Raw genomic sequence first — 24,828 nt, 5'->3', positions numbered from 1 at the left:
TTATGAGTATAGCATTGTCTTAATTCAAAAGAAAAAAACTTTGCTTGCCTAAATGCTTCAATTCTAAATGTTAAATCATTATGTTTTCAAACCCGTTTATTAAGGTATAAAAACAACAGAAGTTACCCTTTGAACAAGCCCGATTATCATCAGAATGATATAAGCGGTTAAATAGAGCAGGAAATTAAATCTCCAGAATCCTTTGAAAAAGACACGTATATTGATTTCCTGCTTAATTCTCCACTGAATGATAATAAAAAAAACTGCTGTAATGAGCAGGGATAGGATAATCATCCATAGATACGATTTATCCCAGATAACGATAATTAAATAGTGAACCGCCAATATAAATAAAAAAGTGCTTACATCCAAGGCAATATGTACAGATTTTTTATGTTTTTTAGTAATTTGTTTGCTGATAACAAAAACAGCCAGATATCCCAGCAGCGGTAAGGTCACCAGCGTTGCAATCAGGCTTGAGAACACAGTATTCAACTTATTTCCCCCTCTCCCTGCCTTTGATCTGACAATAAAGACTTTCTGTATATGGAGCAGATATCTTCTTCATTTCAGCTTCCTTGAGGATATAGCCTAAAATAGCATCGATCTCTGTTTCCCGGCCTTCTTCAATATCCTTAAGCATTGAGGATCTGTTCATCCCGGTTTCCTCACAGACACTTTTTACATGGCTTAAAGCAGATGCTTTATCGGGGATATTTAATATGGCACTTACCTCGTCAAACAGCTTCAAAAATAGCCGATAATAATATTTATTCGAAAGCAGTTCACCATTTCTAACACGAAGAACTGCTGTGAGAGGGTTTATCAGACTGTTTACGATTAATTTTTGAATTAGCATTTCCAGATGATTCCTGACAAAAATAAAAGGAAAATAACAAGATGCCGAATCGGATATTTTCTTCAGAAATTCCACATCTCCCTTTAATGCTGCCACTTTTGTGACACCTATCCCCGTATGCAGCACAGTGTCAGGCTCTGTTTTTAAAGCACCATGCTCAACACTGCCTACAAAAAGGTTATCAGCTTTAAGCATTTCTGCCCACTTCAAATGCCCCATCCCATTTTGCAGAAACAAAAATGCGGATTTGCCAGCATTCATCCTCAATATTTCTCCTGCCAATTCAGGAATACTGTATTGCTTTACCGCAACGATTGTTAAATCCTCTTCCCCCTTCCATTCACTAAACTGACATGCTTTAACACGGGTATTGCTGCGGACTCCATTTCTCTCGATTGTAAGTCCATTTTTGCGCAGTTTTTGCAGCTGGGGTAGGTTTCTCACATAGACAAGCACTTCATGATTTTCATTTAAGTAATGGGCAAACAGAAGGCCGACAGCGCCTCCTCCGATAATAGCTATTCTCATAACAGACTCCACCATTTTTATTTTTTAAACATATTTTAACAAAATAAGATAAATTAATGGGTAAAATGGAATATTTTTAACTTGAAATCCAATGGTTATTTCTTAATTCCATTTTTCCACAGCTAAATCCTTTAAAAAAAATCCCTTTTTCGAAAATCGAAAAAGGGATCTTTAATGATGAAGATTAAACCGGATAAACGGGATGTTTGCGGACACTGAATGTCAGTTCTTTAGTCTCATACAAATTAAATCGGTTAATTAAAACATTTCTTAAATCTGAAGGTGCAACAATATCGTCAACAATTAATTCAGAGGCAAGCTTGTAGATATCAATTGTTTCTTTATATTCCTGCTGTTTTTCCTGTACATACTTAATCTTTTCTTTCGGGTCTTCAATCGCATTAATTTTATTGGAATAAACAGCATTTACTGCTGCTTCAGGTCCCATTACTGCGATTTGTGCCGTTGGCAATGCTATGCAGCAATCAGGCTCAAATGCAGGACCTGCCATTGCATACAAACCGGCTCCATATGCCTTTCTGACAACAACAGAGATTTTTGGAACTGTTGCAGAACTCATGGCAGCGATAAGCTTGGCACCATGGCGGATAATTCCAGCTCTTTCCACCTTCGTCCCGATCATAAATCCAGGGACATCCGCCAGGAATAACAGCGGAATATGGAAAGCATCACAAAGCTGAATAAATTTCGCTGCTTTATCCGCAGAATCCACAAATAAAACGCCGCCTTTAACCTTTGGCTGGTTGGCAATAATTCCTGCAGGCCTTCCGCCTATTCGGGCAAGTCCCGTAATCAGTTCAGCAGCAAAAAGCTTCTTAATTTCAAAAAAGCTGCCTTCATCAATTAAGGAATCAATACACTCATACATGTCAAATGGGGCATTTTGATTTTTAGGGATGATCTCTTCAAGGGCGCGGCCGGATTTTGGAAAGACGGCCTCCAGCCTCGCGGGTTTTTCTTTAAAGCTTGCCGGGAAGAATGCCAAATACCTTCTTGCTGACTCAATAGCCTCTTCCTCACTATAAGCAAGGACATCACCACATCCGCTGACAGAACAATGCATGCGGGCGCCTCCCATTTCTTCCAGGGTTACCTTCTCCCCGATAACCTTTTCCGCCATCCTTGGTGATCCAAGATACATAGAAGCATTTTGATCTACCGTAATAACAATATCACAAAACGCAGGTATATAAGCTCCGCCGGCCGCAGATGGTCCAAAAAGGAGACAAATCTGCGGTACCATGCCTGAAAGCTTTACCTGGTTATAAAAAATTCTTCCTGCTCCGCGTCTATTCGGAAACATCTCAAGCTGATCGGTAATTCGGGCACCGGCAGAGTCAACCAGGTATAGAATCGGAACTTTTAACTTCTCTGCTGTCTCCTGAATACGAATGATCTTTTCAACCGTCCTTGCACCCCAGGAGCCGGCTTTTACTGTTGAATCATTCGCCATTACGCAAACAGTCTGGCCGTTTATCTTTCCAACAGCAGTTACAACTCCATCTGCAGGAAGGTCATTTTCCTGGCAGTTCGCAAATTTGCCGTCTTCCTCATAGAACCCGTCATCAAACAAAAGCTCAAGCCGTCTTCTGACAAATAGTTTGTTTTGTGCTTCATTCTTTTCATGATATTTTGGATGTCCGCCAGCTTCTATTACCCTGCTTCTTTCCTGGAGCGTCTCAGTTAATGTCTTTGCAGTAGTCATTCCCATCCTCCTCTAATATAAAATTTCACATATTGCAATAACCTGCATTGAAAGATAGTTACACAGAGCAGACGGGGCTTAGCAGCAGCCCCCCCGCCTTCTTATTCAAACACAATCAGTACATCGCCTTCGTTAACAAAATCTCCTATGCTTACCTTCACTTCGGCAACTTTCCCAGCAGTTTCGCTTTCAACCGGAATTTCCATTTTCATGGATTCAAGCATTAGCACTTCCTGTCCTGCATTAACCTCCTGGCCCGCTTCGACCAACACATTTAATACAGTACCTGCCATTGATGATGTAATTTCTTTCATTGTAATTTCCTCCTTTTAGTTAACGGCAAAAGCCTTCTGGGTTAGATATGATGTAGAATAATTCCCCTTACGGAAATCATCGTCTTTTAAAATTTCTTTAAATAATGGGGCATTCGTCTTAATTCCTTCTATTTCCAGTCCATCAAAGAATTGCAGTGCATTTTTTATTGCTTCTTCCCTTGATTGGCCATATATAATGCATTTTGCGATCATTGGATCATAAAATGGGCTGACTGCAGTATTTGAAGCATATCCGTAATCTACTCTTATTCCCGGAGAATCTGCCCATTCAAATTTTGACAATTTGCCTGGAGAAGGCATGAAGCTAACAGGATCCTCTGCATACAGCCTAAATTCAATCGAATGGCCCTTCTGCTCTATACTGTTCTGTTCAAGCGGAAGCTTTTCCCCTCTTGCTGCAAGAAGCTGCCATTCTACAAGATCCAGGCCGGTTACTTGTTCAGTTACGGGATGCTCAACCTGAAGTCTTGTATTCATTTCAAGAAAATAAAAATTCTCCTGTTCATCCACAATAAACTCAATTGTTCCGGCATTTTTATAATTGACTGCCCTGGCAGCAGTCAAAGCCGTATCGTACATCATTTGCTTTGTTTGCTCTGAAAGAAAAGGAGATGGTGATTCCTCTACTACCTTCTGATGTCTCCTCTGAATAGAGCAATCTCTTTCAAATATGTGGACGATATTTCCAAGATGATCACCAAACACCTGTATTTCAACATGTCTGGCATTCTCTATATACTTTTCTACAAAAACCTCATCAGAACCAAAATAAGCTTTGGCACGGGCCTTGGTTGAGTCAAAGGATTTAGCGAGCGCTTGCTCATTTTCACAGCGCACCATTCCAATTCCTCCGCCTCCACCGCTGGCCTTCAGCATGACTGGATACCCCATATCGTCTGCAAGCCTGCATGCTTCCTCAAGGGTGGAGGTTCCCTCTCCGCTTCCCGGGACAACCGGCACTCCTGCTTCCTTCATGGTTTTGCGGGATACAATTTTATCCCCCATCAATTCAATGGTTTCCGGCTCTGGTCCTATAAAGGCAATCCCTGCATCAATTACAGCTCTTGCAAAGCCGGCGTTTTCCGATAAGAATCCGTATCCCGGATGAATTCCATCCGCCTTTTCCCTTTTGGCTATCTCAAGAATGGCATCTGTTTTTAAATAAGATTTATTAACAGGCGGTTCACCAATATGGAAAGCATATGTAGCTTCTTTAACAAACGGCAGGTCTTTATCTGCATCAGAATATATGGCAATAGTTTCAATTTCCATTTCACGGCAGGTTTTTATTATTCTTAAAGCAATTTCTCCTCTATTGGCAATCAGAATTTTTCGCACAATCGGGCCCCTTTCTAATTGTATTAATCCTGCAATAATATATATTTCTACAATCTTCTGCTTATTTCCTTCTATTTTTGTAAACGCTTTCTGATTTTTATAAAAAAACTAAAAATATATTAAGTTTTCCATATGTGCAGAATTTTTCGTTTACTTGTTATATAATAATAGACAAAGAAGAAACCTTTCAACTATAAGGAAGGGATTATAAAGCGTTTACATCCGCAGAAGTCCTACACACCGATGGCTAAGGGGGAGATTTTATGAACTATAAGGTTGAAAAATTAAAGGTAAATTATAAAACTCTGGAAGAGTTTAAGAAATTTAAAGAATATGGATTGCAGGAGCTTTCCATGCTTGAAGACCTGGAAGCTAATATTATCGAAAACGACAGTGAGTCTCCATTTTATGGTATTTATTTTGGGGATAAGCTTGTTGCACGCATGAGCCTTTACCAGATTGAAGCAAGATTCGACCGCTATTTCGAACCCGCACAGGATTATTTAGAGCTATGGAAGCTTGAAGTTTTGCCTGACTATCAAAACAAAGGCTATGGACAATCACTTGTAGAATTTGCAAAAGGATTTGGACTTCCTATTAAAACAAATCCGCGTGTGAAATCAAAAGCCTTCTGGGAGAAGATGGGGTTTGAACCCGTTCATTATGATATGGAACGCGACCTGGGAGAGAATCCGCTTGCCTGGTTCCCGGCTGGTGTTAAAGAACAAACTCATTAAGCTAATATCTTCTACTATTATGCCATAGAAATAAGCGGACATATTTTGTCCGCTTATTTCTATTTTCTTACAATCATCTATTTCTCAACCTTTTCAGGCATTATTTCGGGATTTACAGTGAAATTCAAATTTTTGTGACGGCTGCCGTCTTTGAGCCCAACAAGCTTTCTTGCACTTTCCATAATCTCTACAAGTGCTTTGTAATCCTGTTCCAGGGTATTTAACTCTTTAATTAATTTCTCATTTTCCGCTGCCAGGTAGTACATTTGCTTCTCAAGCTCCTGAATGCGTTTCTTGGCATAAGGATCTTCTGCAGGTGCAGGTTTCTGAGCATTCTCATATAAGGTTTTCAGAAAGCCGGCTAATTCATCAAACTCGATTGTCCTATTAATTGCCTGAACTGTGTTTTCGTTTCTTTTTTCCGCCTTTTCCTCAGGAACTGCTGGAAGCTCTTGTTCGCTTCCAGCAGCCTGCGGGTTTTTCTTCATTTCTTTTCTCTGTTTTTTTGCTAATTCAATACCTGATTTATATTGTTTTCTTACATAAGAATTCCAGCGAAATCCGCAGGCAGCCGCGGTTCTGCTTAACTGTTTGCCAACTTCTTCAAATGCCTGAAGCTGAGTTCCTCCTTCACGTATATGACGGAGCACAACTTCTGCAAGCAGTAAATCTTCATCTTGAGACCAAGCATCCTGACGGGTTGAAGACATCAGTGTATCCCTCCTAGTGTTTTTCTTTATACATATGCCAATGCTAGAAAAGATAGACTGATATCATATTATAAAATGTAACTTTATTCATCCCCGCAAAGAATGCACTTATAGCTTATTCAGGAAGCTGTCAACTTTGGCATGGTGTGCTTCTCCCTCCCATAAAACCGAACAGCGGCGCACTTCTTGGTCAATTCTCTCTTCTAAGCCTGCTTTCGCCCACTTATTTACAAGAAGATCTTTATAAGCTTCCAATACCTCACTCTCAAGCCTAAGCATTCTTTCCAGAAAACGCAGACACCCATCGGCTGAATCCCCCTGAAAGACTGTATGTATGAAACCTAATTCTTTTAATTCCTCTTCAGCATATAATTTTGCTTCCATCACCATTCTCATGGCATTGGCAGGCAGCATCTTTTCCATAATAATGGAACCGCCGCCCCACCCGGTTGTTATAGCTAAAGTTCCCTGAATGAAACCGGCTTTTATTCCTGCTTTGGCAATCCGGTAATCACATGCAGCAGCCAGCTCACAGCCTCCGCCGACCGCTGTTCCATTCAAAATGGCAATAGTTGGTTTTCGCAAGAATAGTAATTTTTTTAAAAGAGCAGCCATTCTGCTTAGCATTTCAAAGGCTTCATTTTCTGTCTTTAAACTGTGAAAGGAAGACAGATCCCCTCCTGAGCAAAAAGCCTGGTCCCCCTCACCGGTAATCGCAAGCGCCTTAACTGATTTCTTACCAGCCATATGAATTGCGGTCTCCAGACCATCCATAACCTCATAATTTATGGCATTTCTTTTTTCAGGCCGGTTAATCCTGAAAATTAACAGTCCATTCTCATATTCTTCAATAAAGTAAGGTTTCATGGCTGCCTCCTTAAATTTTTATTAAACTATTTTTAATATTAGCAAAAATATAGATAGGCTTGTACTTATTATGAATAAATCAATGCTTTAAAACGACAAAAGCACAAGAACTAAGTTCTTGTGCTTTGTATCTAAAGGATTAGTCGTTAACTACTTCTTTTCCTTTGTAAGTTCCGCAAGCTTTGCAAACGCGGTGAGCAAGTTTCATTTCACCACAGTTTGGGCATTCCACCATACCAGGAACCTGTAATTTAAAATGGGTACGACGTTTTCTCTTCGCAGTTTTAGATGTTCTTCTAAAAGGTACAGCCATTCTTCCCACCTCCTTAAAGAGTATTAGAGGATGTCCATAGGAATTGGACAAACCCATTAAGAAAGTTATGAAGGCCAGAGCAAGCTGGTGTCTTCAAGTGCTTCTTGTTTTTCTTCCGTTATGAATCGGAAGAAGGATCATTCTGATCAAAAAATTGAGCAAGTCCGGCAAGACGAGGATCTACTTTATCCTGTTTATCCTGCTCATGAATGACCTCCCAATCCTTACCGGATTGCGGAGCTCCCTCTTCACTGCTGTCTTCGCAGAAAACTTGCATTGGGACTTCGAGTAAAAGGATCTCATGAAGGATCGGATTTAAATCAATCACATCCCCTTTTACCTGGTGAACTTCCTCTTCAGTCTCATAATCAGGACCTTTTAAAAAGAAAGTTTCAGTTGTTTCAACATTAATTGGATAATTTACGTCAACTAAAGTACGAGAACAAGGCAGTATTAAATGACCCTTTATAGTTAAATGAAAAGTCACTTTGGCAGAATCGGTATCCGCACGGCCAGTCACATGCATTGGTGATGCACCGCGTATTTCCGGATTCAATTTCATGACCTCATCAGCATTGACAGTTTCATCAATGGGAAAGTCCTTGCTTCGATATTTTTGTAACTGACTTAAAGTCCATTTCATACGAATCACCCCAAGGCAACAAAGGTAATTATAGCCTTCCTATAATTATTTGTCAATATTTTTTCTTTACACTATAATGTAGCTATTATCATACTATTGAAGGCTTCTTTAGTAAAAAGTATTTTTGCGGGAATTAAAGAATTTGTTTAATGGGCAAGGCGCTTCCGCTTTTCTTTTAATACTTTTTCCAATACATATCTTTTTAAACCTTTTCGAGGAGTATGTCAATATGAATGCAACAGGTGTAATTGTCGAATATAATCCTTTTCATAATGGCCATGCCTTCCATTTGGAGCAGGCCAAAAATATTTCAGGTGCAGAAACCATTATTGCGGTCATGAGCGGCAACTTTCTGCAGCGAGGAGAACCTGCGTTAGTTTCAAAATGGAAACGAGCTGAAATGGCACTAAAGGCGGGTGCAGATATTGTATTTGAACTTCCTTACCAGTTTGCTGTTCAGCAGGCAGATATTTTCGCAAACGGAGCAGTATCCATTCTCGAAGCTGCCGGCTGCAGCAGCTTATGCTTCGGGAGTGAATCCGGCAATATAGAAAGCTTTCACCAAACGCTGTCATTTCTCGGAAAACATCATGCTGCCTACCAGGAAAGGATCAGAGTGCACCTGGATGCGGGGGTCAGCTATCCAAAAGCAGCATCCATGGCATTCCTTGATCTGAACCCTGAAGATGAATTGGTTGACCTTTCAAAACCAAATAACATTCTTGGCTTTCAATATTTAAAGTCAGCCCGCAGGCTAAATTCATCTATGCAGCTTTATACAGTTGCAAGAAAAAGCGCAGGATATCATGACGAACAATTTTCTTCAGAATCTATAGCAAGTGCGACAAGCATAAGAAAAGCACTTTTTACCGCGAATGGAGAGATTGAAGGCATTCGCCAATATGTTCCGGAAACTACATATCAGGGTTTACTTCAATATAAAAAAGAGATTGGTGCGTTTCATCAATGGGAACAATACTGGCCATTTTTAAAATTCCGCCTGGTTCATCTTCAGCCGGAAAAGTTAAGATGCATTTATGAAATGGAAGAAGGCCTGGAGCATAGATTTTTATCAGCAGCAATTCAGGCAGAAAGCTTTCAGCAGTTCATGGAAAAAATTAAAACAAAGAGGTACACATGGACAAGACTTCAGCGGGCTTGTGTACATATCCTTACAAATACAGAAAAAACAGAGATGCCCAATAAACCATTAAAAGCGGAGTATCTTCGCCTTTTGGGGATGTCGAAGAATGGCAGGAAGTATTTAAACATGCATAAGTCTGACTTAAAGCTTCCGCTGATATCAAGAATCTCATCACATGCTGCACAACAGCTGCATTTGGATATCAAAGCCTCCCGGGTATATGCAATGGGCATAAATGCTCCTGAGGAACGAAATCTTATGCAGCAGGAATTTAACCAGCCTCCCATTATGGCTGACTAAATTCTGATGTGTCTTCTCTTTTCAAGACGAATAGCTGAAGATAAAAAAGAAAAGCCAGCGGCATTTCTCGATTGCCGCTGGCTTTTTGCTGCAGGGTGCAAGTTTTTAATCCAGGTTTCTTAAATATTCCACTGCATCATCAAAGGTATCCACCGGAACGATTTTCATATCGGTCTTGATATCCCTGGCTGTTGCAGCAGCTGCTTTGTAATTGGAGTCTTTTGCTCCATTTTCGTTAGGCGCAAGGAATATATCCGCTCCCGCTTTGTCTGCTGCTACTATTTTTTGCTCGATCCCGCCTATTCTCCCGACTGTCCCTTCGGAATTGATTGTTCCGGTACCGGCTATTTTATAGCCTCCCGTCAAATCTTCTTTTATTAGCTGATTGTATATTTCAAGAGAAAACATCAGTCCAGCAGATGGGCCGCCAATTTCTTCACTGTCAATATTCACAGCCGGTTCGACCTCTATTTCTTTGTCGTCAACGAGAGTGATCCCCACGCCAGGCTTTCCTGTTTCCTCAAGTGTTTTTAAAGGAATCGAGGTTTCCATCGTTTTATCCTGTCGTTCAAAAGTTAGTGTTATTTCACTGCCCTCCTGCTTATTGGAGACCGCGCTGATAAATTCATCAGAGGATTTGAACTCCCTGCCGTCCACTTTAAAGATGCGGTCACCTGCCTGAAGTTTGCCGTCAGCGGGCATATCAGGCAGCACATTAAGGACATATACGCCATTATAATGATAATCAATGGGCAGGCCGGCTTTTTTATAGGCCGTTTCAATAGCAGCCAGTTTGGAAGTTGCCATCATATGAAGCTGCCGTACATTATACTCTTCATCTGTTTCATTTTCGGCCCGTATTTCTTCCACAGGATATAGTTCCTGATACTTGCTTAATTTTGCTGCCATATATGCATATATATTCGCCCGGCCCATTCTTACGGTCGTCAGCATGAAGCTTCCTTGTTCTTCATAGCCGTTTTCCACCTCAATAATCGGTTCAAGTTCTTTTGCCATACCTGGCTTTGATACATAATAAGGCAGATAATAAAACGAACTTGCCACAAGGATAACTGCCAAAATCAAGAAGGAACGGGTATAAAATTTGCTTCTCATGAATCAGGATGCTCCTTCCATTTAGTTATGTAATGATGAATACTGTCAATATGCTTTTTTGCTTCCTCTTCGCCAATTTTGATGATTTCTTCAATATTTGTAAAGGCGCGGGAGCTATACATTTCCACCCTGGGCCTGATCATAAAATCAGAAGCAATTTCCCGGTGGCTGACAAGCTCCAACTGCATGATATCCAGACTTTGCATGATTACGTCATAGATTGAGGTGATTTCCGCATTTGTCTTAACATGTGAAACATCGATAGCGATGATGATATCAGCTCCCATTTCCTTAACTACTGACACAGGAACCCTGTCCACTACTCCTCCGTCCACTAAAAGCCGGCCATTTAATTTTTCAGGCACAAATATACCCGGGATGGATATGCTTGCCCTAACTGCATCAGAAATGGGGCCGCTTTTAAAAACAATTTTTTCGCCAGTCATTAAATCCGTGGCTACAACATTGACAGGAATATCGAGGTCCTCGAGGTTTTTTCCATGAGTAAATATACGGATGAGTTCCTTTACTCGTTTCCCTGCCACAAAACCCATTTTAGGCACTGTAAAATCTAAATAATATTTCCTTTTAAATGCTTTGGAAAGCTTATATAAACGATCCACATCCAGCCCCGCCCCATAAAAGCAGCCAACCATGGCACCCATGCTGCTGCCGGCAATGTAATCAATCGGTATGCCTGCTTCCTTCAAGACCTTGATAGCACCCAGGTGGGCGAATCCCCGAGCTCCTCCCGAACCAAGTGCCAAACCTATTTTCGGACGCTGCAAAAGACTCCCCCCTTATAAGCCAATGGCCGATTCGAACTTATGCTTATTCTATTCTTTTTATTTCCAAAAGAAGCATACAATAAAAAATTTTCAGGTGAAAATTCACATAGGCCTGTACCTAATTCTATGGTCTATTTTAAAGTTCTATGAGTATATTGAGTTATATGGGGACAAGACTTGACAGCACAGGCATAATCACTGTAAACCTTTGTTCCGGAATCAGGAAAAAAAATGAAAAGGCCGGAGAAAAATATAGATGCAAATGCTTTTTTATTTTACCATTGTTTAAATTCATTTCACAGTCAGTACAACTTGAGGGAGGCTTGTCCGTGTTTCGTTCCAAATTAAAAACGGTTACTCTTGCACTCTCTGTAACCTTAATGGCCATCGCACTAATTTCATTTCCCCAGGAATCGGTTGATGCATCCATAAGGGGATTAGATATGTGGTGGGAAATCGTCTTCCCTTCATTGCTGCCCTTCTTCATAGTATCAGAAATGCTGATCGGCTTTGGTGTAGTTAAATTCATTGGAGTACTCCTTGAACCTTTGATGAGGCCTTTATTCAGAGTACCTGGAGTTGGCGGGTTTGTTTGGGCAATGGGGATGGCTTCAGGCTATCCGGCCGGAGCAAAACTGACTGCAAGATTGCGGCAGGAAGGACAGCTCTCAAAAACAGAAGCAGAGCGCCTGGTTTCCTTTACTAATTGTTCAAATCCTTTGTTTATATTCGGTGCAGTATCGGTTGGTTTTTTTAATAACGCCAAGCTTGGGGTGATATTGGCCCTGGCACATTATCTCGGCAATATTACCGTCGGTTTATTAATGAGGTTCTATGGAAAGAAACCCAAGCAGCCATCCCATGGTGTAAGGACGTCAAAGCCATCTTTGCGGGCTGCCTTATCAGCTCTTCATCGGACAAGAATAAAGGATAATCGCCCGATTGGCAAGCTTCTTGGAGATGCAGTCATGTCATCCATCCAAACACTTCTAATGATCGGCGGATTTATCATTTTATTCTCAGTTATTAACAAACTCCTATTTCACATTGGGATCACAGCATTCCTAGCTAAAGGCTTAGAAGCCGTATTGTCAATATTCAGCCTGCCAACTGAATTAAGCATCCCGTTCATTTCAGGCTTGTTTGAAATAACACTTGGCAGCCAGATGACGAGCCAGGTTCAGCAGGCAACATTAATGCATCAGGTCATTATTGTCAGTTTCGTACTCGCTTTCAGCGGATTCAGCGTGCAGGCTCAGGTGGCGAGCATCCTTGCACAAACTGATATTAATTTCAAGCCTTTCTTCTTCGCAAGAATTGTTCATGGTTTTGCGGCTGCCTTTTATACATTCATTCTTTGGCAGCCAATTTATGAACGCTATTACAATACGGAGCAGCCATCCAATGCCATTCCGGTCGGATTCTTTGAAAAATACTCGTTTCTCGGTAAATTAATGGATGGAATCGTCTCTTCGGGACCGCTTATTACTATACTTGCACTTTCTGTTTATACTTTAATGCTCGCCAGGCGTTTAGATAGGAAGTAAAATCAAAACGGGTACCTATCAGGCACCCGTTTTGTTAAACACCATACAATCTGCGTGTAAGGACCCCGCTGATTCATTTTTATTGAAACTTGTTTTTAAGAGCTTTTTCTACAATGTCAGGAACTAGTTCTGATATGTCCCCGTTATATTTTGCCACTTCTTTCACAATACTTGAGCTTAAAAACGAATATTGATTGTTAGTCATAATAAAAAAGGTTTCCACTTCATCATTTAAAACTCTGTTCATGGATGTGATCTGCATTTCATATTCAAAATCAGAAACTGCGCGAAGGCCTCTAATAACAGCATTCGCATTAACGGATTTTGCATAATCCATCAGCAGCCCCTGAAACGAATCAACTTTAACATTCTTAAGATCCTTTGTAACTTCTTCTATCAGCTGAATTCTTTCTTCAACACTAAAAAGAGGACTTTTTGACGAATTATTCAATACAACTACATACACCTGTTCAAATACCTTTGCCGCTCTCTTAATAATATCCAGATGGCCGTATGTAATTGGATCGAAGCTGCCTGGACAAACCGCGATGCCTCCCATTGTTATCCCCCTGTCATGTTCTTATTATGTATTTTTTCCATTAGCATTCCTAGTATGTATTATTCAGCCAAGCTGTAGATAGAGATTGAAATTATCCCGTAATTTTCATGTTTTTGCTGAACCAGTCTTCCAACATTTTCAGGCAGCTCCACATCTGACTCATGTTCGCATAGAATTGTTCCCTGTTCCGAAAGCAGATTATTCTCATCAATTACCTTGAGAAGCTTAAGCAGCTGCTGCTTGCGGTATGGCGGATCGAGAAATATATAATCAAAAGCCAGATCTCTTTTTAAAATTGCCTTGAGTGCTCGATCCGCATCATTTCGATATATTTCCGCCTTTTCTTCAAAATCGCAATTCCGAATATTTTCATGAATGGTCTGAATGGCCTTTCCGTCCCTATCCACAAAAATAACCTTGTCCGCTCCTCTGCTCAGAGCTTCAATGCCAAGGCCGCCGCTGCCAGCAAATAGATCAAGCCCTTGGCCACCGTCAAAATAAGGCCCTATTATATTAAAAATAGCTTCTTTTACTTTATCAGTAGTCGGACGGGTTGAGCTGCCCGGAACAGCTTTTAATATCTTCCCTTTTCTAGTTCCCGATACCACTCGCATACGATCACCACTAACCTGCAATATTTCAATTTTCCAGACTGTCGAATTGGAAAACTGTTTTTTTCTCTCCTATCCTACCATATCTTACAATTTGTAGCCAACCGGCAAATTGTAAGCGAAATCATCAGCTGGAAAAAAATATAGTATGAAGTGTATATCCATGAGAATTGTGGAAATAATGTAATTAACAGCATCTATTCAAGGATGTTGTTGCCAACCGCGGAGAAGACTTACGTTTCCCCATAAGTTCTTCCTCCGGTTTCTCCTCTCCCTTTGCCTTCTATCCTGAAAAGGATATAGAAGGACCCTGCAGTTAACTGCAGGGCTTTTTATTTTGTAATTCATTAAGTCCTGTTAGGGCGTAAGGTGAATCCCGCCTTCTCTTTCTTCAGCAGCCACTCCGAAAAGTGCTTTAAACCATTGGATTTCCATCCATACAGTTCCGTTTTGCCTGGTTAATGGATTTATAAGCAATCCATAGTCTTCTTCATTATAGATAAAAACATTTTTATTCAAATAAAACCGATAACTGTTATTCCCTTTTGACACAAGCATTGTTTCCTCGCCGGATAGGATCTTGACTTCATATCCTAATGCCTGCATCGCGGCTGTAAATGGAAGAAAGATCTTCCCATCCCTATATACTAAATTAATGCTCGCCTTCTCAGCACCAGACACCAATAACTTTTTTTCTTCCTGAAAATACAGCGGGACAAGCGGTGCTTCGTTTTTGATATTCATCGTGAAAAATTGTGTGTGCAAACCTTTAGCATTGCCTAAAAGCTTGTCCAGCTTTTCTGCATTCAGAGAATCCGCCTGGAATACAGTTATAAGAAATTCTTTAAGTTCATGTTCGGTCAACTCCCCTTGCAATTCCTTCAGGGCTATGCTTCCTTTCGTTGAGCCGGGTTTTAAATCCAATAAGCCTGCTGTGAAAGCATCAATAATCCAGTCAGGAGAGTCATCTGAAAACTTTCTGTAAAACTGCAAAGCTATAAGCTTTTTTTCCAGCTGGTCGACTTTAATGTGTGGAGAAGCAATCAGGATAGTTTCATCCGTATATTCAGGATAGCGATGTGTAAGGATAATCGACATAAATGGAAAATTTCCGATGTCATTCAGTTTCTTAAAATCCAAGCTGGCTGCCCGAATATCTGCTGTATATGCATCTGCGTTGTTTAGAGCTGTCTTTAAAAGCGGTTCCTTTTGCCAGTAAAGTGATGGAACATTTCCATAGCCCTCGAAATAATAATAATCGATATGATCTAATTTCTTTTGGGCTTTTAGCCTGATTCCCGCAGCCCATGAACCCTCTCTTTTGAAAGAATCCGAAATTGAAATGGACAAGCCTTCAGCCTTTATTCCGTGGACTTTTACAAACCAATCAGTTAATAAGAATGCTTTTTTCTTTTCATTTATCGGTACAGTATATTCAAATATCATCCGATCATCAGCAGAAAAAAATGTATAAGTACTTTCGTCTGCTGAATCACAGGCTTTTCCCGTTCCACTTTTGCAATTCCATTTATATAGAGTATCGGGGATATCAAGCCTATATTCTTTTCGGGCCTTGAGTCCGTATAACTTTTGAGTGATTTTTAGTTCTTTCAGATGCGTTTCAACTGTGATTTCCTGTGTAATCGCCTCGGAACTCTCCAAGGCAATCGCACGCTCAGAATAAGCCTGCCACTGACACAGCAGCATACCTGAAATAACTCCAGACAAAATTAAAAAAATTAATAAAGATGCCTTCCACATTGCTATGCCCTCTTAGTCATTTTTCTTTTAACCTAACAATACCAAAGGGAAGGTCATCAGTCACATTAATTTTTATAAATTTTATGATTTTTTTCCATTCTATTTTTATCCTGAAAATGATAAAGTATGGATGGACAAAAAGCATTTAAGAAGTGAATGCTATGAGTTTTAAGGAGGTATTTATTTTGATACAGCGTTTTATAGAACTTGGCGAGGGATACTCAGATATTTATGAATTAATTGAAATTGCGCGGGCGAACAAACATCGACTGTCCCACATGGCCGCATTCCATACGAGCATCAATAATAAAGAAATGACATCCCTGGCAGTCATATTGAAGCCGACAGACCCGGGAGAATTTCAGCCGTTATATATATGCCGTGAAGGGATACCGAATCCAAAGTCAGCGCCAAATAAAAGGTATGAGTTATTCGAGGATGCTGCGAAAGAGCTGGATAAAGAAATTATTCAGCTGACAGTAAAGCCTTCTGCTATTTTTAATGAAAAGGAATTATATTATCAATATTTGATTGGAATTTTAAGGCTTAATCATTTTATTGCACCTTTGCATTAAATGAGAAAAAGGCATGAGCTTTTGCTCACGCCTTTTTAAATCCCCATCTTATAATCATATTCTTTAGCCTTGTCCGGTTTGGAATTTTCAAATTCCGTTTTTAGGAACGGCTTATAGGATGGTTCCACTTTTTTTACAAAAGAATATGAATTTATCTTCTCCATAATGGTTTCCGTATCGGCAAGGTCACAGTATAGCACTACATATTTGAGCCGTTTTGAAACATAATGGACATTTCCGAATCTTCTTAACATTTTTGCCTGCTTTAAAGAATAAAGCCATACGATTATTCCTTGCCTTTGACCAAGCATATAGTTTTCCCCTTCAGTGATCGTTTGTTTTATTTAGTCTAGCATAGAAAAATAACAGTTTTCAATGGGAAGGTTCAAACTGCGTATTTTATTTAAAAAGAAAAAACCAGCATTAGCTGGTTTTTGAACGCTGCCTCTGCGGGCGAGGAACTTCCTCTTTTCTAAGAACAGCCGCAGCTGCCTCCAGAACCGCAGCCACCTCCGCAGCTTGATTCAAAGAAGGGATTGCCGGTGGGAACTTTAATATGTTCAGACACAGAACGTCCTATCAGCATGCTTACCTCATCCAGGAGGGTTTGCAGGCCGGTCTCTGCTCTTCTGAATTCCGCAACATGGATATCCATGTCCATGTCGCGCTTTAGCTCCCTAATTGACATCATCACCCTCTTGTACTCCGGATGATATTTGCCAAATCGCTGAACTTCTTCATACAGTTCTTTCATTTCGATAAAATCGTGTATCTTCCTTTGAGTTTCACGGCTGTTCTTTAATTTATATAAACTTTTGCGGTAATGTTCCGCTTCTTCAGATTCTGTAATCATCGCTGCAAGTTCGTCAGCTTTGTCCAAAATAGCCATTCTTTCTAATGTAGCAAGCAAAATAGCTCACCTCCGTTTCTTATTTTATCATGAAACGGTTTAAAGCTAAAGCAAATAGACTAAGGAATCAGCACAAGAAAATCTCTTTTCATAGAGGCTTCAGCACTGTTGCCTTTAACAAGTTCCAGTCCGATTCGATGTTTGCCTGAAGGAAGTCCTTTGATAATAAAAGCAGCTGAATGGATTTCATCCTTCTTCTTTCCGTTTATATACAGGAGAATTTTGCCTTTTTCTTTGCTGCTCTGCTTTCTAAAGGACACATCCTGCACAATACATTCAACAAAAACGTCTTTTCCTTTTATTTGATGCCTTACAAAAAAAGGATCCTTGGCTGAGCTTTCCACACCTGAAACCGGCAATAGCTGTTCTGCTTTAACTGCATTCACCGGAGGACTGGCTTCAGCTTTTGTTTCGGGCTCAGGAATATCTTTCTGGCACGCTGCAAGAATAAAAATAAACAGCAATATAAAAATGTATTTTTGCCTTTTCATTATTTTACACTCCTTTAGGATGTCTTCCGTAACGATCTGATAAAGTTAGTGTTTGCCCGGCTGCTTATTTTTACTCTATAACAAATAAAAAGCTCTCTCGTGTGCGAGAAAGCTTTCTAACTGGATTGAGAATTCATGGCCTGAAACATGCTCATCATCATGGAGGCCATTTGCACTCCATTCGTGAATTTTTCAACCTGGTGGGGAATTGTTTTTTTATAATAGTGCAGTGCTGCCACTTCCAGAGATTGAATTTCGTTCGGATTTCTGCTCAGTTTTCTATACCAATGAGGCTGCTCACGGATAAATTGCTTAAGCTCCTTCTTTTGTTCAAGATACTCAACGATATCTTTTCTCATCTGTTTACCCCTTAATCCTTTTTAAATGTAAAAGGGCTGCCTGGTTTAGTCATTGGCTTTGAGCCTCCTGAGGGTTTCTGGCCGCCGCCCTGAAATTGCGAAATAACCCCCTGCACAGCTGAAAGTGCCTGGCTGAGATTAGTAATGTACCCCTGCATTTGATTCGCATCCATTTGCTTAAGAGTACCCATAATGCTGCCCATCCAGTCACTTTTTTTCTCTTCGGGCTTTTGTGTATTATCTTTGTTTTCTCTAAAGGAATCCCACCTTGAATCTTCTTCCCCAAGCAAATACCAATCCTCGTATAATTCCTGCCACGTTGTATTACCATCTCTGACTTCTTTGATGATCCGGGGATTCTGTTTAACAAACTCCTTAAACTTTTCAACAGAGGGATGAAGCTTCGTTTTGGACATGCAATATCACCTCGTTCTGATGCAAATGCCTATAATACCATATGAAGATGAATGAAAAAGGTGAATATTTTTGTCTGCTTTATTGATCCATTAAAATTCAAAAATTCAGCCATTAATGATAATATATGAATGCAGAAAGATATTGAAAGGTGAATAATAATGAATAGAGATCTCATGGAATTATTTGATCAGTGCACCAGGAATGCGACTGACGAAGAATTAACCGCTTTAGAATCCCTGCTTTTAGGTTTTCATAAAAGACAAAAAGGTCAAAACAGCTCATATATTGGCGGTCTGCTTCATATGGAACGGCAAATAACTGAAGATGAGTGCACATTGACAGTTCCTTTAAGTAAGATCGTCAATAATCCGCTCGGAATTCTACATGGGGGAATAACCGCAACAATTATTGATTCTGCCATGGGAACACTTGCGGCTTCACTGCTTCCTGAAGGTTTTGGTGCTGTTACGACACAGTTAAATATTCATTATCTTGCGGTCGGCAAAGGGGAATACGTAACATGCAGAGCGACAATTGACCATAAGGGAACAAAAAGCATGGTATTATCTGCAGATGTAATCCGTTCGGATGGAAGAAAAATTGCACAGGCAACAGGCAGCTTTTTTATCATCGAAAAGAAAAATGTAAATAATTAAAGGCTGGTGGGAAGATGGTCACCGCTATCGTTATACCAATAATTTGCCTTTATTTTTTTTGGCTGACAAAAAAGGAAATGCGTGAGGGTTATGCGAAGTGGAGGAGCCTGGCAGATGTTTCCGAGGAGGCGATCATTTCCGGCGAAGTCGTCCATCTAAGCGAGAGCAGGCAGCGCTATAATTACAGCCGCTATGTTCATGTTCTTGAATTGACCGTTCAAACAAAGGGCTTCAAACATTCAAATATAAAAAAAATTACTCCTATAATGAATAATACTTCAATTCCTTCTGTCAAGATCGGTGACCCTGTTCACTTATATGGAAATTGGAAGGATGACTTTTTTCAGGTTGGCCGGATTCAGATTGTTAATAGTAAAAAAGAGCCTTAATTTAGGCTCTTTTTCATTTTTTGACTTCTCCATCAGCTTTTTTTATGAAATTTTGCGTATAATGCTTTTTATAAACTCCAACTCCAAGATGTGTAAATTCTTCATTCAGCAGACTATCCCGATGGCCTTTGCTGTTAAGCCATCCTTCAACTACAGCGGGCGCATCCGTATAATTTGCAGCTATGTTCTCCCCTGCAGCCTCATATGAGACCTCCCCAGCTTTAAGCCGGTCCGTCAAATCGCCATTAGTTTTAGAATTATGAGAAAAGACATTGGATTCATACATATCTTTACTATGAGCTAATGCTGCTGATGCAGTCAGATCATCCCATATCAGCGGCTGTATATGATGCCTGACTCTTATAACATTGGTGATGTCGAAAATTTGCTTCTCTTTCGCTCTCTCCACATCTTCTGCAAAGGCAGGAGAAGGCAAAGGGGGCTCCAATAATTCACCACGGTAAACCATTTCATACGGGCGCAGCTTTATCAAAGTGGCTGAATCCATTAACCTCACACTGGATAGCGTCCCTGTAAATCTATCGATATTCAGCTGTGCAAAATACTCACCAACCATAACCAGCGGCCTTGTATTGAGGTCATCTTCAGATAATTCGAAACGGTATGAGCTGTCTTTTACTTTAAGACTGAATTCTGTTTCAAAAAAAACGGATGTATATAATTCACCAATTGGCTGCCCTATTTTGAAAGGATAAATATCTGAATCTTCACCTGTCGCAAACAGACTAACCACTTTATTATTGCTGACGCCAGCCTGAATATACTCAGTGCTGCTTTTATAATATATCCACCATTCGTAGCCATAAAAAGAAGGATCTATTCTGGACGGCTCTCCCAAACTTTCTTTAAGCTCCCCAGCTGATTTCCCCATTAGTGATGCCACACCCTTTTCAGGGAACCCCGTATTGGAAGATAAGTTATTTTCCTTATTATTTATATCCTTAATTGCATTTTCCTGACTGACAAGTATTTCCCCTTTTTCTTTACGCCCAATATCGATGTAAAAGCCTGCTGCCAGTAAAATGCAAATCAATACTAAAATTCTGAAAAGTGCTCGCAGAGAACCGTACCTCCCTTCTGTTACTTGCTGTAATTAAGGCAATTAAAAGTATAACATGCAGGCGTTCTGCTAAATGGAACCTGAATGAAATTATTGCATATATACTATTAATCATACCATTAGGTGTATTGTTTATCTATTATTTTCAATAAGTTCTGTATGCAGCAGCCTTTGCTGCAAAAAAAGAACACCCTGATGGTGTCCTCTTAATGCTGTGCTTCAGTTTCGTGTTTAGAAATATCAGTAAGGGCTTCTCCAGCCTGGTCATCTGTTAAATGGCGCACGGCAAAGTCACCTAGTGATACGATCCCAACAAGCTTGTCACCTTCCACAACAGGAAGCCTGCGAATTTGATGTTCTGCCATCAAACGGGCTGCTTCCCGAGCCTCTGTATCCCTCGTTACAGTTACTAAATGGCTGCTCATAATATCTTCTACCTTAGATGAAGCAGGGTGTTTTTCTGCTACACAGCGAAGAACGATATCCCGGTCAGTAATCATTCCGACGAGCTTATCATTATCCACAATGGGTATAGCCCCTACGTTTAATTCTTTCATCTTAACTGCCACTTCATAAACATTGTCCAATAGAGAACAGCTTTCAACCTGATCTGTCATAATATCGCGAATTTTTTCCATTTTTTATCCTCCTTTATTTTTTTCAACAATGAATAGGGTCCAATAGTGACCGTGCAGGCCTCCTTGAATATATCCTGAACCAAAATGAGTTGCCTTTTTGTTTAGAATATTTTCCCGGTGGACTGCGGAATTCATCCAGGCATCAAACATTTCATCAGCTGTTTTATAGCCCGCCCCGATATTCTCCTTTACGGTCAGAAAAGAAATTTGCTGATTCCTTAACATTTCTGTAGGATTTCCATATGTAGGAGAATTATGTGAAAGATATTGTAATTTCATCATATCCGAAGACTTTTTTTGGGCTGCAGCATTTAACTTCAAATCTACAGACAATGGTTTTAGCCTAAACTCCCTTCGTTTTTCGTTGGCAAGCCTCATTAGCTCATTTTCATAATCATCCATTTGGGGAATAGCAATCTTCTTTCCTTGGCCGGGTATAATAATAATTTCACCTGGAAAAATTAAATCAGGATTTTCTATCTGAGGATTACCGTTAATAATTTCCTGCAAATCCTTCTGGAATTTTAGCGCAATTTCCCAAAGAGTATCCTTTTGCTCAACTCTGTAATCTGCTGCAGCACCTGCAGGCTGTGGTGTTAAAAATATTAGAAAAAAGAAGATACTGATGGCTTTGTATTTCTGCAATTGACGCTTCCCCTTTCACAGTTTGGCAGCTGCTCATTTCCAGTTGCTCAAGATATGCCAGTCAGGCGTTAAATTATGGCATTTCAGCAAACGTTCTGTAGAGAAGGATGTTTTCTTGCATGAATCCGTTGCAAGTTACGCTTTTTTCTACTATTATTAAATTTGAGATAAACTTGTTAAAATTATGCATGGATCGTTCAACAGAACCATGGATGTTTTCAGGAGGGACAATTATGAAATTTGAAAACACAGGTCTGGAAAATAAAAAAGCAGACTTAACCCGCTTAGATGAAGTAATGCTTTCTCATGGCCTGGTCCGTGAAGGGCAATGGGATTATGAAAGAGTTACATATGACCGTAAATTCGAATTAAAAGAGGGTGTTTTTTACCTTCGTGTATTTGGATATGCGACTGAAGGAGATGTAGGGGCTCATAGAGCAACTATCCAGCTTATGACCCCGCTGCTTGGCAAGCATTATTATCCGCATGGGGTAGAATACGGTGAAGGCGAAAGCTTCCCTAAATCATTAGTAAGTCAGTGCGAAAAAACTCTAAATGAGATTAATGCAGAGATTGACCAATTCGCTGAATAATTTTCTCTTACATTTAGATTATGGAAAAGACGCATGAACATCATGCGTCTTTTTTACATTAGTTTAGACCTGCAAAATTTAGTTTTCTGAAAGAGCGTTTCCTGCAGATATAATTTTTTGAACTGAGAGATCTACTCTTTTAACCTCCAGTCCTGTTAAATGGACAATTTCATCCTTGATTTCTTTCTGAATCCTGAGAGTTTCCTCCAAAATATTTTTTCCTTTTACTAAGTTAAGCTTAATTTTTAAATATACTTCAGTGTTACTAAAAGTGATGGAAATAGGGTTTTTTTTTCTCTTAAAGAAAGTGTATCTTTCATGCTTAAGAGGAATAACACTTTTTCTTTCCTCCAGGCTGGATTCTACGATTGCGGAGATTATATCACTGGCTGCCTGAATCGTCTCGAAGCCAAGATGATCATAATGCATCTTACTTTCACTTCTTTCTGTACGATTTTTTATACAGGGCAACAATCTCTCAGGAAAAATACATAAATTTTATTTTTACAATATGTAATGCTTACAACAATAAAAGTGTTACAGTCTTGTTATCGTTACCTTATTCTTCGGAGTGAATCACAAAGAGTTGCGAAAAGTTCCCAAAATAAAAAAGCGCCTGTCTGGACGCTTTTTCTTTCCTTAATCTGTAAATTTTTTTCTAAAAAAAGTCATAAAAAAAGGACTTTTGCACAGGAATTTTTCTTTCAAGTATTTCCGCATCATTTCTTGGACCTTTAATTTCACCTAGATCATATAACTCCATTGGCCTCTTATAGCCAATTATAATCGCTGAAAGGGCATTGATAGACATATGCAGACCTCGTGCTGGAGGGTTTATGCATTGGCTTCCTGCTTTCTCTTTAAACACCCTGACACCTTCGTCAGCAATTAGGTAGCTTCCATTATTCCATGGTGCATGGTGATCCTCAATATGCAGAAAGACATTTTCACTATTTTCATTGAAAGAATATTGGCCGAGACACTTTCCAGCATTGACAATTCTCCCCATAAAGTACGGAAAAACCTCCATTTTTAAATTAGGCTGATTCAGGTAATAAGGAAATGGATCGTGTACTGATGTAATGATCTTTACTTCCTCAACCATTGAATCATGCTGACAGATAAAGTTCCATAAATTCACTCTGGCTTCCTGATTTAGAGCTGCGAATTCTTCGATATCCATTTTATTGTCTTTTACCTTAAATAATATATAGCCCTGTCCTTCACCTGAGTCGTTAAAATACACCGCAATCTGGTAATCAGAATACACAAAGTTCTCCCACCAGTATGAGTCTCTTACAAGCCCTCCTGAATAACGCTGCATATATTCCTTATAAATCTTTTCGATGGTTAATGTGTGCTGGTTCTTAGTAAATCGCTTAATGGTCCCTGAAGGTTTTCCCGTCATTTTTAAATCTATTTTCTTAATAAGCGTTTTCTTATATTCAGTGAATATCTCCCATCCGTATTTCCGATAGAAAGAAATATCAAATGGATGCAAAAATGAAAAGAGCTGATCCTTATTATTCATCTCGGCTAATGCGTGCTTGATCAGGCTGCTTACATGCCCTTTTCTTCTGAATTCCGGATATGTTGCAACACCAGCAACACCTCCCATATCCCATTCAAAGCCATTAATATGAACTTTCAGGGGGATAATGTGAAGTTTGGCAGCCAAACTTTCCCCTTCCCAGATACCAAAAATGGCATGATTTTTTAAACGTTCCATCCTGGCCGGGATGTCAGCTTCAGGCACATTGTACTGGAAGGCATACATAGAAAGCTTCATGGCCTCAAGATATTCATTCTCTGTTAATTTACTTACCGACACAAAATTCACTCCCAATTAAATATCATTATAACTATTCGCCATATACTTATTAAGTCCTTTTAATTAAGAAGCGGATAATTTTTTGGGCATAAAAAAATACCGCTAAACAGCCAGCGGCATCTCATAACCTGTTACGTACCCAGGATTGCTTTTATAACTGATGTGGTTTCTCCTCCATGGTAGAAAACATACAGCAGCAGATAGACTGCAACACCTGTTATGCCAGTAAAAAACCAGACCACACTGGTTATCGGTCCCAATTTCCTATGTGCTGCCAGTTTATTTTTATAGCCCGTATATAACGAGATAATTCCTAAAACTGCCCCAACAGTTGCCAGGGTAATATGGAAAATTAAGAAAA

At 39.8% G+C, this 24,828-nt stretch carries 32 protein-coding genes; 7 read left to right on the top strand and 25 right to left on the bottom strand.

The features are described from left to right. Positions 1-99: 99 nt before the first annotated feature. The 5 genes from BFI01S_RS00855 to BFI01S_RS00835 form a co-directional block, all read right to left on the bottom strand. Positions 100-486, bottom strand: a complete 387-nt coding sequence (locus BFI01S_RS00855) for a DUF3397 domain-containing protein (RefSeq protein ID WP_235831072.1) — start codon at positions 484-486, stop codon at positions 100-102. Positions 487-496: 10 nt separating this feature from the next. After that, positions 497-1,387 (bottom strand): 2-dehydropantoate 2-reductase, encoded by an 891-nt coding sequence (locus BFI01S_RS00850; RefSeq protein WP_061790920.1) that lies wholly within the window; start codon positions 1,385-1,387, stop codon positions 497-499. Positions 1,388-1,571: 184 nt separating this feature from the next. After that, positions 1,572-3,113 (bottom strand): acyl-CoA carboxylase subunit beta, encoded by a 1,542-nt coding sequence (locus tag BFI01S_RS00845; protein WP_061790919.1) that lies wholly within the window; start codon positions 3,111-3,113, stop codon positions 1,572-1,574. Positions 3,114-3,214: 101 nt separating this feature from the next. Next, positions 3,215-3,427, bottom strand: a complete 213-nt coding sequence (locus BFI01S_RS00840; protein WP_061790918.1) for an acetyl-CoA carboxylase biotin carboxyl carrier protein subunit — start codon at positions 3,425-3,427, stop codon at positions 3,215-3,217. Positions 3,428-3,442: 15 nt separating this feature from the next. Continuing rightward, positions 3,443-4,786 carry an acetyl-CoA carboxylase biotin carboxylase subunit gene (locus BFI01S_RS00835; RefSeq protein ID WP_061790917.1) on the bottom strand — a complete coding sequence of 448 codons (1,344 nt, stop codon included), beginning with the start codon at positions 4,784-4,786 and terminating at the stop codon, positions 3,443-3,445. 263 nt (positions 4,787-5,049) lie between these two features. Between BFI01S_RS00835 and BFI01S_RS00830 the strand changes: the two genes are divergently transcribed. Beyond that, on the top strand, positions 5,050-5,523 hold the full coding sequence (locus BFI01S_RS00830) for an N-acetyltransferase (RefSeq protein WP_035328746.1): 474 nt from the start codon (positions 5,050-5,052) through the stop codon (positions 5,521-5,523). Between the two features lie 77 nt (positions 5,524-5,600). On the opposite strand, the gene BFI01S_RS00825 is transcribed toward BFI01S_RS00830, so the two are convergent. From BFI01S_RS00825 to BFI01S_RS00810, 4 genes are all read right to left on the bottom strand, one after another. Continuing rightward, on the bottom strand, positions 5,601-6,233 hold the full coding sequence (locus tag BFI01S_RS00825) for an RsfA family transcriptional regulator (protein ID WP_061790916.1): 633 nt from the start codon (positions 6,231-6,233) through the stop codon (positions 5,601-5,603). A gap of 108 nt (positions 6,234-6,341) precedes the next feature. Beyond that, positions 6,342-7,100, bottom strand: coding sequence for an enoyl-CoA hydratase/isomerase family protein (locus tag BFI01S_RS00820; protein ID WP_061790915.1), 759 nt, complete (start codon positions 7,098-7,100; stop codon positions 6,342-6,344). 139 nt (positions 7,101-7,239) lie between these two features. Then, positions 7,240-7,413, bottom strand: coding sequence for a 50S ribosomal protein L32 (rpmF, locus tag BFI01S_RS00815; RefSeq protein ID WP_009791160.1), 174 nt, complete (start codon positions 7,411-7,413; stop codon positions 7,240-7,242). A 118-nt stretch (positions 7,414-7,531) separates the two neighbouring features. Further along, positions 7,532-8,056: a YceD family protein gene (locus BFI01S_RS00810; RefSeq protein WP_061790914.1), complete on the bottom strand. Its 525-nt coding sequence runs from the start codon at positions 8,054-8,056 to the stop codon at positions 7,532-7,534. 229 nt (positions 8,057-8,285) lie between these two features. Here BFI01S_RS00810 and BFI01S_RS00805 point away from each other — a divergent pair, with 229 nt between their 5' ends. Continuing rightward, the gene (locus tag BFI01S_RS00805; protein ID WP_061790913.1) at positions 8,286-9,500 is read left to right on the top strand and encodes a nucleotidyltransferase; all 1,215 of its coding nucleotides are present in this window, start codon (positions 8,286-8,288) and stop codon (positions 9,498-9,500) included. 105 nt (positions 9,501-9,605) lie between these two features. Here BFI01S_RS00805 and BFI01S_RS00800 read toward each other — a convergent pair whose 3' ends face one another. Both BFI01S_RS00800 and BFI01S_RS00795 read right to left on the bottom strand, forming a co-directional pair. After that, complete coding sequence (locus BFI01S_RS00800; protein ID WP_061790912.1) at positions 9,606-10,616, bottom strand: SepM family pheromone-processing serine protease; 1,011 nt, start codon at positions 10,614-10,616, stop codon at positions 9,606-9,608. Then, positions 10,613-11,404 (bottom strand): patatin-like phospholipase family protein, encoded by a 792-nt coding sequence (locus BFI01S_RS00795; protein WP_061790911.1) that lies wholly within the window; start codon positions 11,402-11,404, stop codon positions 10,613-10,615. Before BFI01S_RS00795 ends, BFI01S_RS00800 begins: the two co-directional genes overlap by 4 nt. Positions 11,405-11,733: 329 nt before the next feature. Between BFI01S_RS00795 and spoVV the strand changes: the two genes are divergently transcribed. Continuing rightward, positions 11,734-12,951, top strand: coding sequence for a dipicolinic acid transporter SpoVV (gene spoVV, locus BFI01S_RS00790; protein ID WP_061790992.1), 1,218 nt, complete (start codon positions 11,734-11,736; stop codon positions 12,949-12,951). Positions 12,952-13,030: 79 nt separating this feature from the next. Here spoVV and coaD read toward each other — a convergent pair whose 3' ends face one another. The 3 genes from coaD to BFI01S_RS00775 form a co-directional block, all read right to left on the bottom strand. Then, a complete protein-coding gene (coaD, locus tag BFI01S_RS00785) occupies positions 13,031-13,510 on the bottom strand; it encodes a pantetheine-phosphate adenylyltransferase (RefSeq protein ID WP_061790910.1) in 480 nt (159 codons plus the stop codon). A 59-nt stretch (positions 13,511-13,569) separates the two neighbouring features. Then, entirely contained in the window at positions 13,570-14,124 is a 555-nt protein-coding gene (gene rsmD, locus BFI01S_RS00780; RefSeq protein ID WP_061790909.1) for a 16S rRNA (guanine(966)-N(2))-methyltransferase RsmD, read from the bottom strand. A 354-nt stretch (positions 14,125-14,478) separates the two neighbouring features. After that, positions 14,479-15,882 carry a stalk domain-containing protein gene (locus BFI01S_RS00775; protein WP_061790908.1) on the bottom strand — a complete coding sequence of 468 codons (1,404 nt, stop codon included), beginning with the start codon at positions 15,880-15,882 and terminating at the stop codon, positions 14,479-14,481. 185 nt (positions 15,883-16,067) lie between these two features. On the opposite strand from BFI01S_RS00775, the gene BFI01S_RS00770 reads away from it, so the two are divergent. Then, complete coding sequence (locus BFI01S_RS00770; protein ID WP_061790907.1) at positions 16,068-16,457, top strand: DUF7147 family protein; 390 nt, start codon at positions 16,068-16,070, stop codon at positions 16,455-16,457. 35 nt (positions 16,458-16,492) lie between these two features. Here BFI01S_RS00770 and BFI01S_RS00765 read toward each other — a convergent pair whose 3' ends face one another. The 5 genes from BFI01S_RS00765 to BFI01S_RS00745 form a co-directional block, all read right to left on the bottom strand. Next, positions 16,493-16,768 carry a YlbG family protein gene (locus tag BFI01S_RS00765; protein ID WP_009330926.1) on the bottom strand — a complete coding sequence of 92 codons (276 nt, stop codon included), beginning with the start codon at positions 16,766-16,768 and terminating at the stop codon, positions 16,493-16,495. A gap of 161 nt (positions 16,769-16,929) precedes the next feature. After that, entirely contained in the window at positions 16,930-17,367 is a 438-nt protein-coding gene (locus BFI01S_RS00760) for a YlbF/YmcA family competence regulator (RefSeq protein ID WP_061790906.1), read from the bottom strand. A 59-nt stretch (positions 17,368-17,426) separates the two neighbouring features. Continuing rightward, positions 17,427-17,858: a hypothetical protein gene (locus BFI01S_RS00755; protein WP_061790905.1), complete on the bottom strand. Its 432-nt coding sequence runs from the start codon at positions 17,856-17,858 to the stop codon at positions 17,427-17,429. A gap of 116 nt (positions 17,859-17,974) precedes the next feature. Further along, entirely contained in the window at positions 17,975-18,217 is a 243-nt protein-coding gene (locus BFI01S_RS00750; RefSeq protein WP_061790904.1) for a YlbE-like family protein, read from the bottom strand. Between the two features lie 11 nt (positions 18,218-18,228). Continuing rightward, positions 18,229-18,633, bottom strand: coding sequence for a YlbD family protein (locus BFI01S_RS00745; protein WP_061790903.1), 405 nt, complete (start codon positions 18,631-18,633; stop codon positions 18,229-18,231). Positions 18,634-18,792: 159 nt separating this feature from the next. Between BFI01S_RS00745 and BFI01S_RS00740 the strand changes: the two genes are divergently transcribed. Both BFI01S_RS00740 and BFI01S_RS00735 read left to right on the top strand, forming a co-directional pair. Further along, entirely contained in the window at positions 18,793-19,290 is a 498-nt protein-coding gene (locus BFI01S_RS00740; protein ID WP_061790902.1) for a PaaI family thioesterase, read from the top strand. 77 nt (positions 19,291-19,367) lie between these two features. After that, a complete protein-coding gene (locus tag BFI01S_RS00735; RefSeq protein ID WP_235831071.1) occupies positions 19,368-19,679 on the top strand; it encodes a hypothetical protein in 312 nt (103 codons plus the stop codon). Between the two features lie 13 nt (positions 19,680-19,692). Here the strand turns inward: BFI01S_RS00735 and BFI01S_RS00730 are convergent, their stop codons facing one another. The 3 genes from BFI01S_RS00730 to BFI01S_RS00720 all read right to left on the bottom strand — a co-directional run bounded on the left by BFI01S_RS00730 (position 19,693) and on the right by BFI01S_RS00720 (position 22,043). Then, entirely contained in the window at positions 19,693-20,733 is a 1,041-nt protein-coding gene (locus BFI01S_RS00730; RefSeq protein ID WP_061790900.1) for a CAP domain-containing protein, read from the bottom strand. A 233-nt stretch (positions 20,734-20,966) separates the two neighbouring features. After that, positions 20,967-21,398: a CBS domain-containing protein gene (locus BFI01S_RS00725; RefSeq protein ID WP_061790899.1), complete on the bottom strand. Its 432-nt coding sequence runs from the start codon at positions 21,396-21,398 to the stop codon at positions 20,967-20,969. A 3-nt stretch (positions 21,399-21,401) separates the two neighbouring features. After that, positions 21,402-22,043, bottom strand: a complete 642-nt coding sequence (locus tag BFI01S_RS00720) for a CAP domain-containing protein (RefSeq protein ID WP_061790898.1) — start codon at positions 22,041-22,043, stop codon at positions 21,402-21,404. A 233-nt stretch (positions 22,044-22,276) separates the two neighbouring features. On the opposite strand from BFI01S_RS00720, the gene BFI01S_RS00715 reads away from it, so the two are divergent. Further along, complete coding sequence (locus BFI01S_RS00715) at positions 22,277-22,636, top strand: YugN family protein (protein ID WP_061790897.1); 360 nt, start codon at positions 22,277-22,279, stop codon at positions 22,634-22,636. A gap of 78 nt (positions 22,637-22,714) precedes the next feature. Here BFI01S_RS00715 and BFI01S_RS00710 read toward each other — a convergent pair whose 3' ends face one another. The 3 genes from BFI01S_RS00710 to BFI01S_RS00700 form a co-directional block, all read right to left on the bottom strand. Next, a complete protein-coding gene (locus BFI01S_RS00710; protein ID WP_061790896.1) occupies positions 22,715-23,065 on the bottom strand; it encodes an Asp23/Gls24 family envelope stress response protein in 351 nt (116 codons plus the stop codon). A 229-nt stretch (positions 23,066-23,294) separates the two neighbouring features. Next, positions 23,295-24,467: a GNAT family N-acetyltransferase gene (locus tag BFI01S_RS00705; RefSeq protein WP_061790895.1), complete on the bottom strand. Its 1,173-nt coding sequence runs from the start codon at positions 24,465-24,467 to the stop codon at positions 23,295-23,297. Between the two features lie 131 nt (positions 24,468-24,598). Beyond that, a partial coding sequence (locus tag BFI01S_RS00700) for a DUF420 domain-containing protein (protein ID WP_156478319.1) occupies positions 24,599-24,828 on the bottom strand: 230 nt, incomplete at its 5' end.

Origin of the sequence: Cytobacillus firmus NBRC 15306 (assembly GCF_001591465.1) — a bacterium.
In the GTDB taxonomy this organism is placed as follows: Bacteria; Bacillota; Bacilli; order Bacillales; family Cytobacillaceae; genus Cytobacillus; species Cytobacillus firmus.
This window is presented reverse-complemented; position numbering and strand designations above follow the sequence as displayed.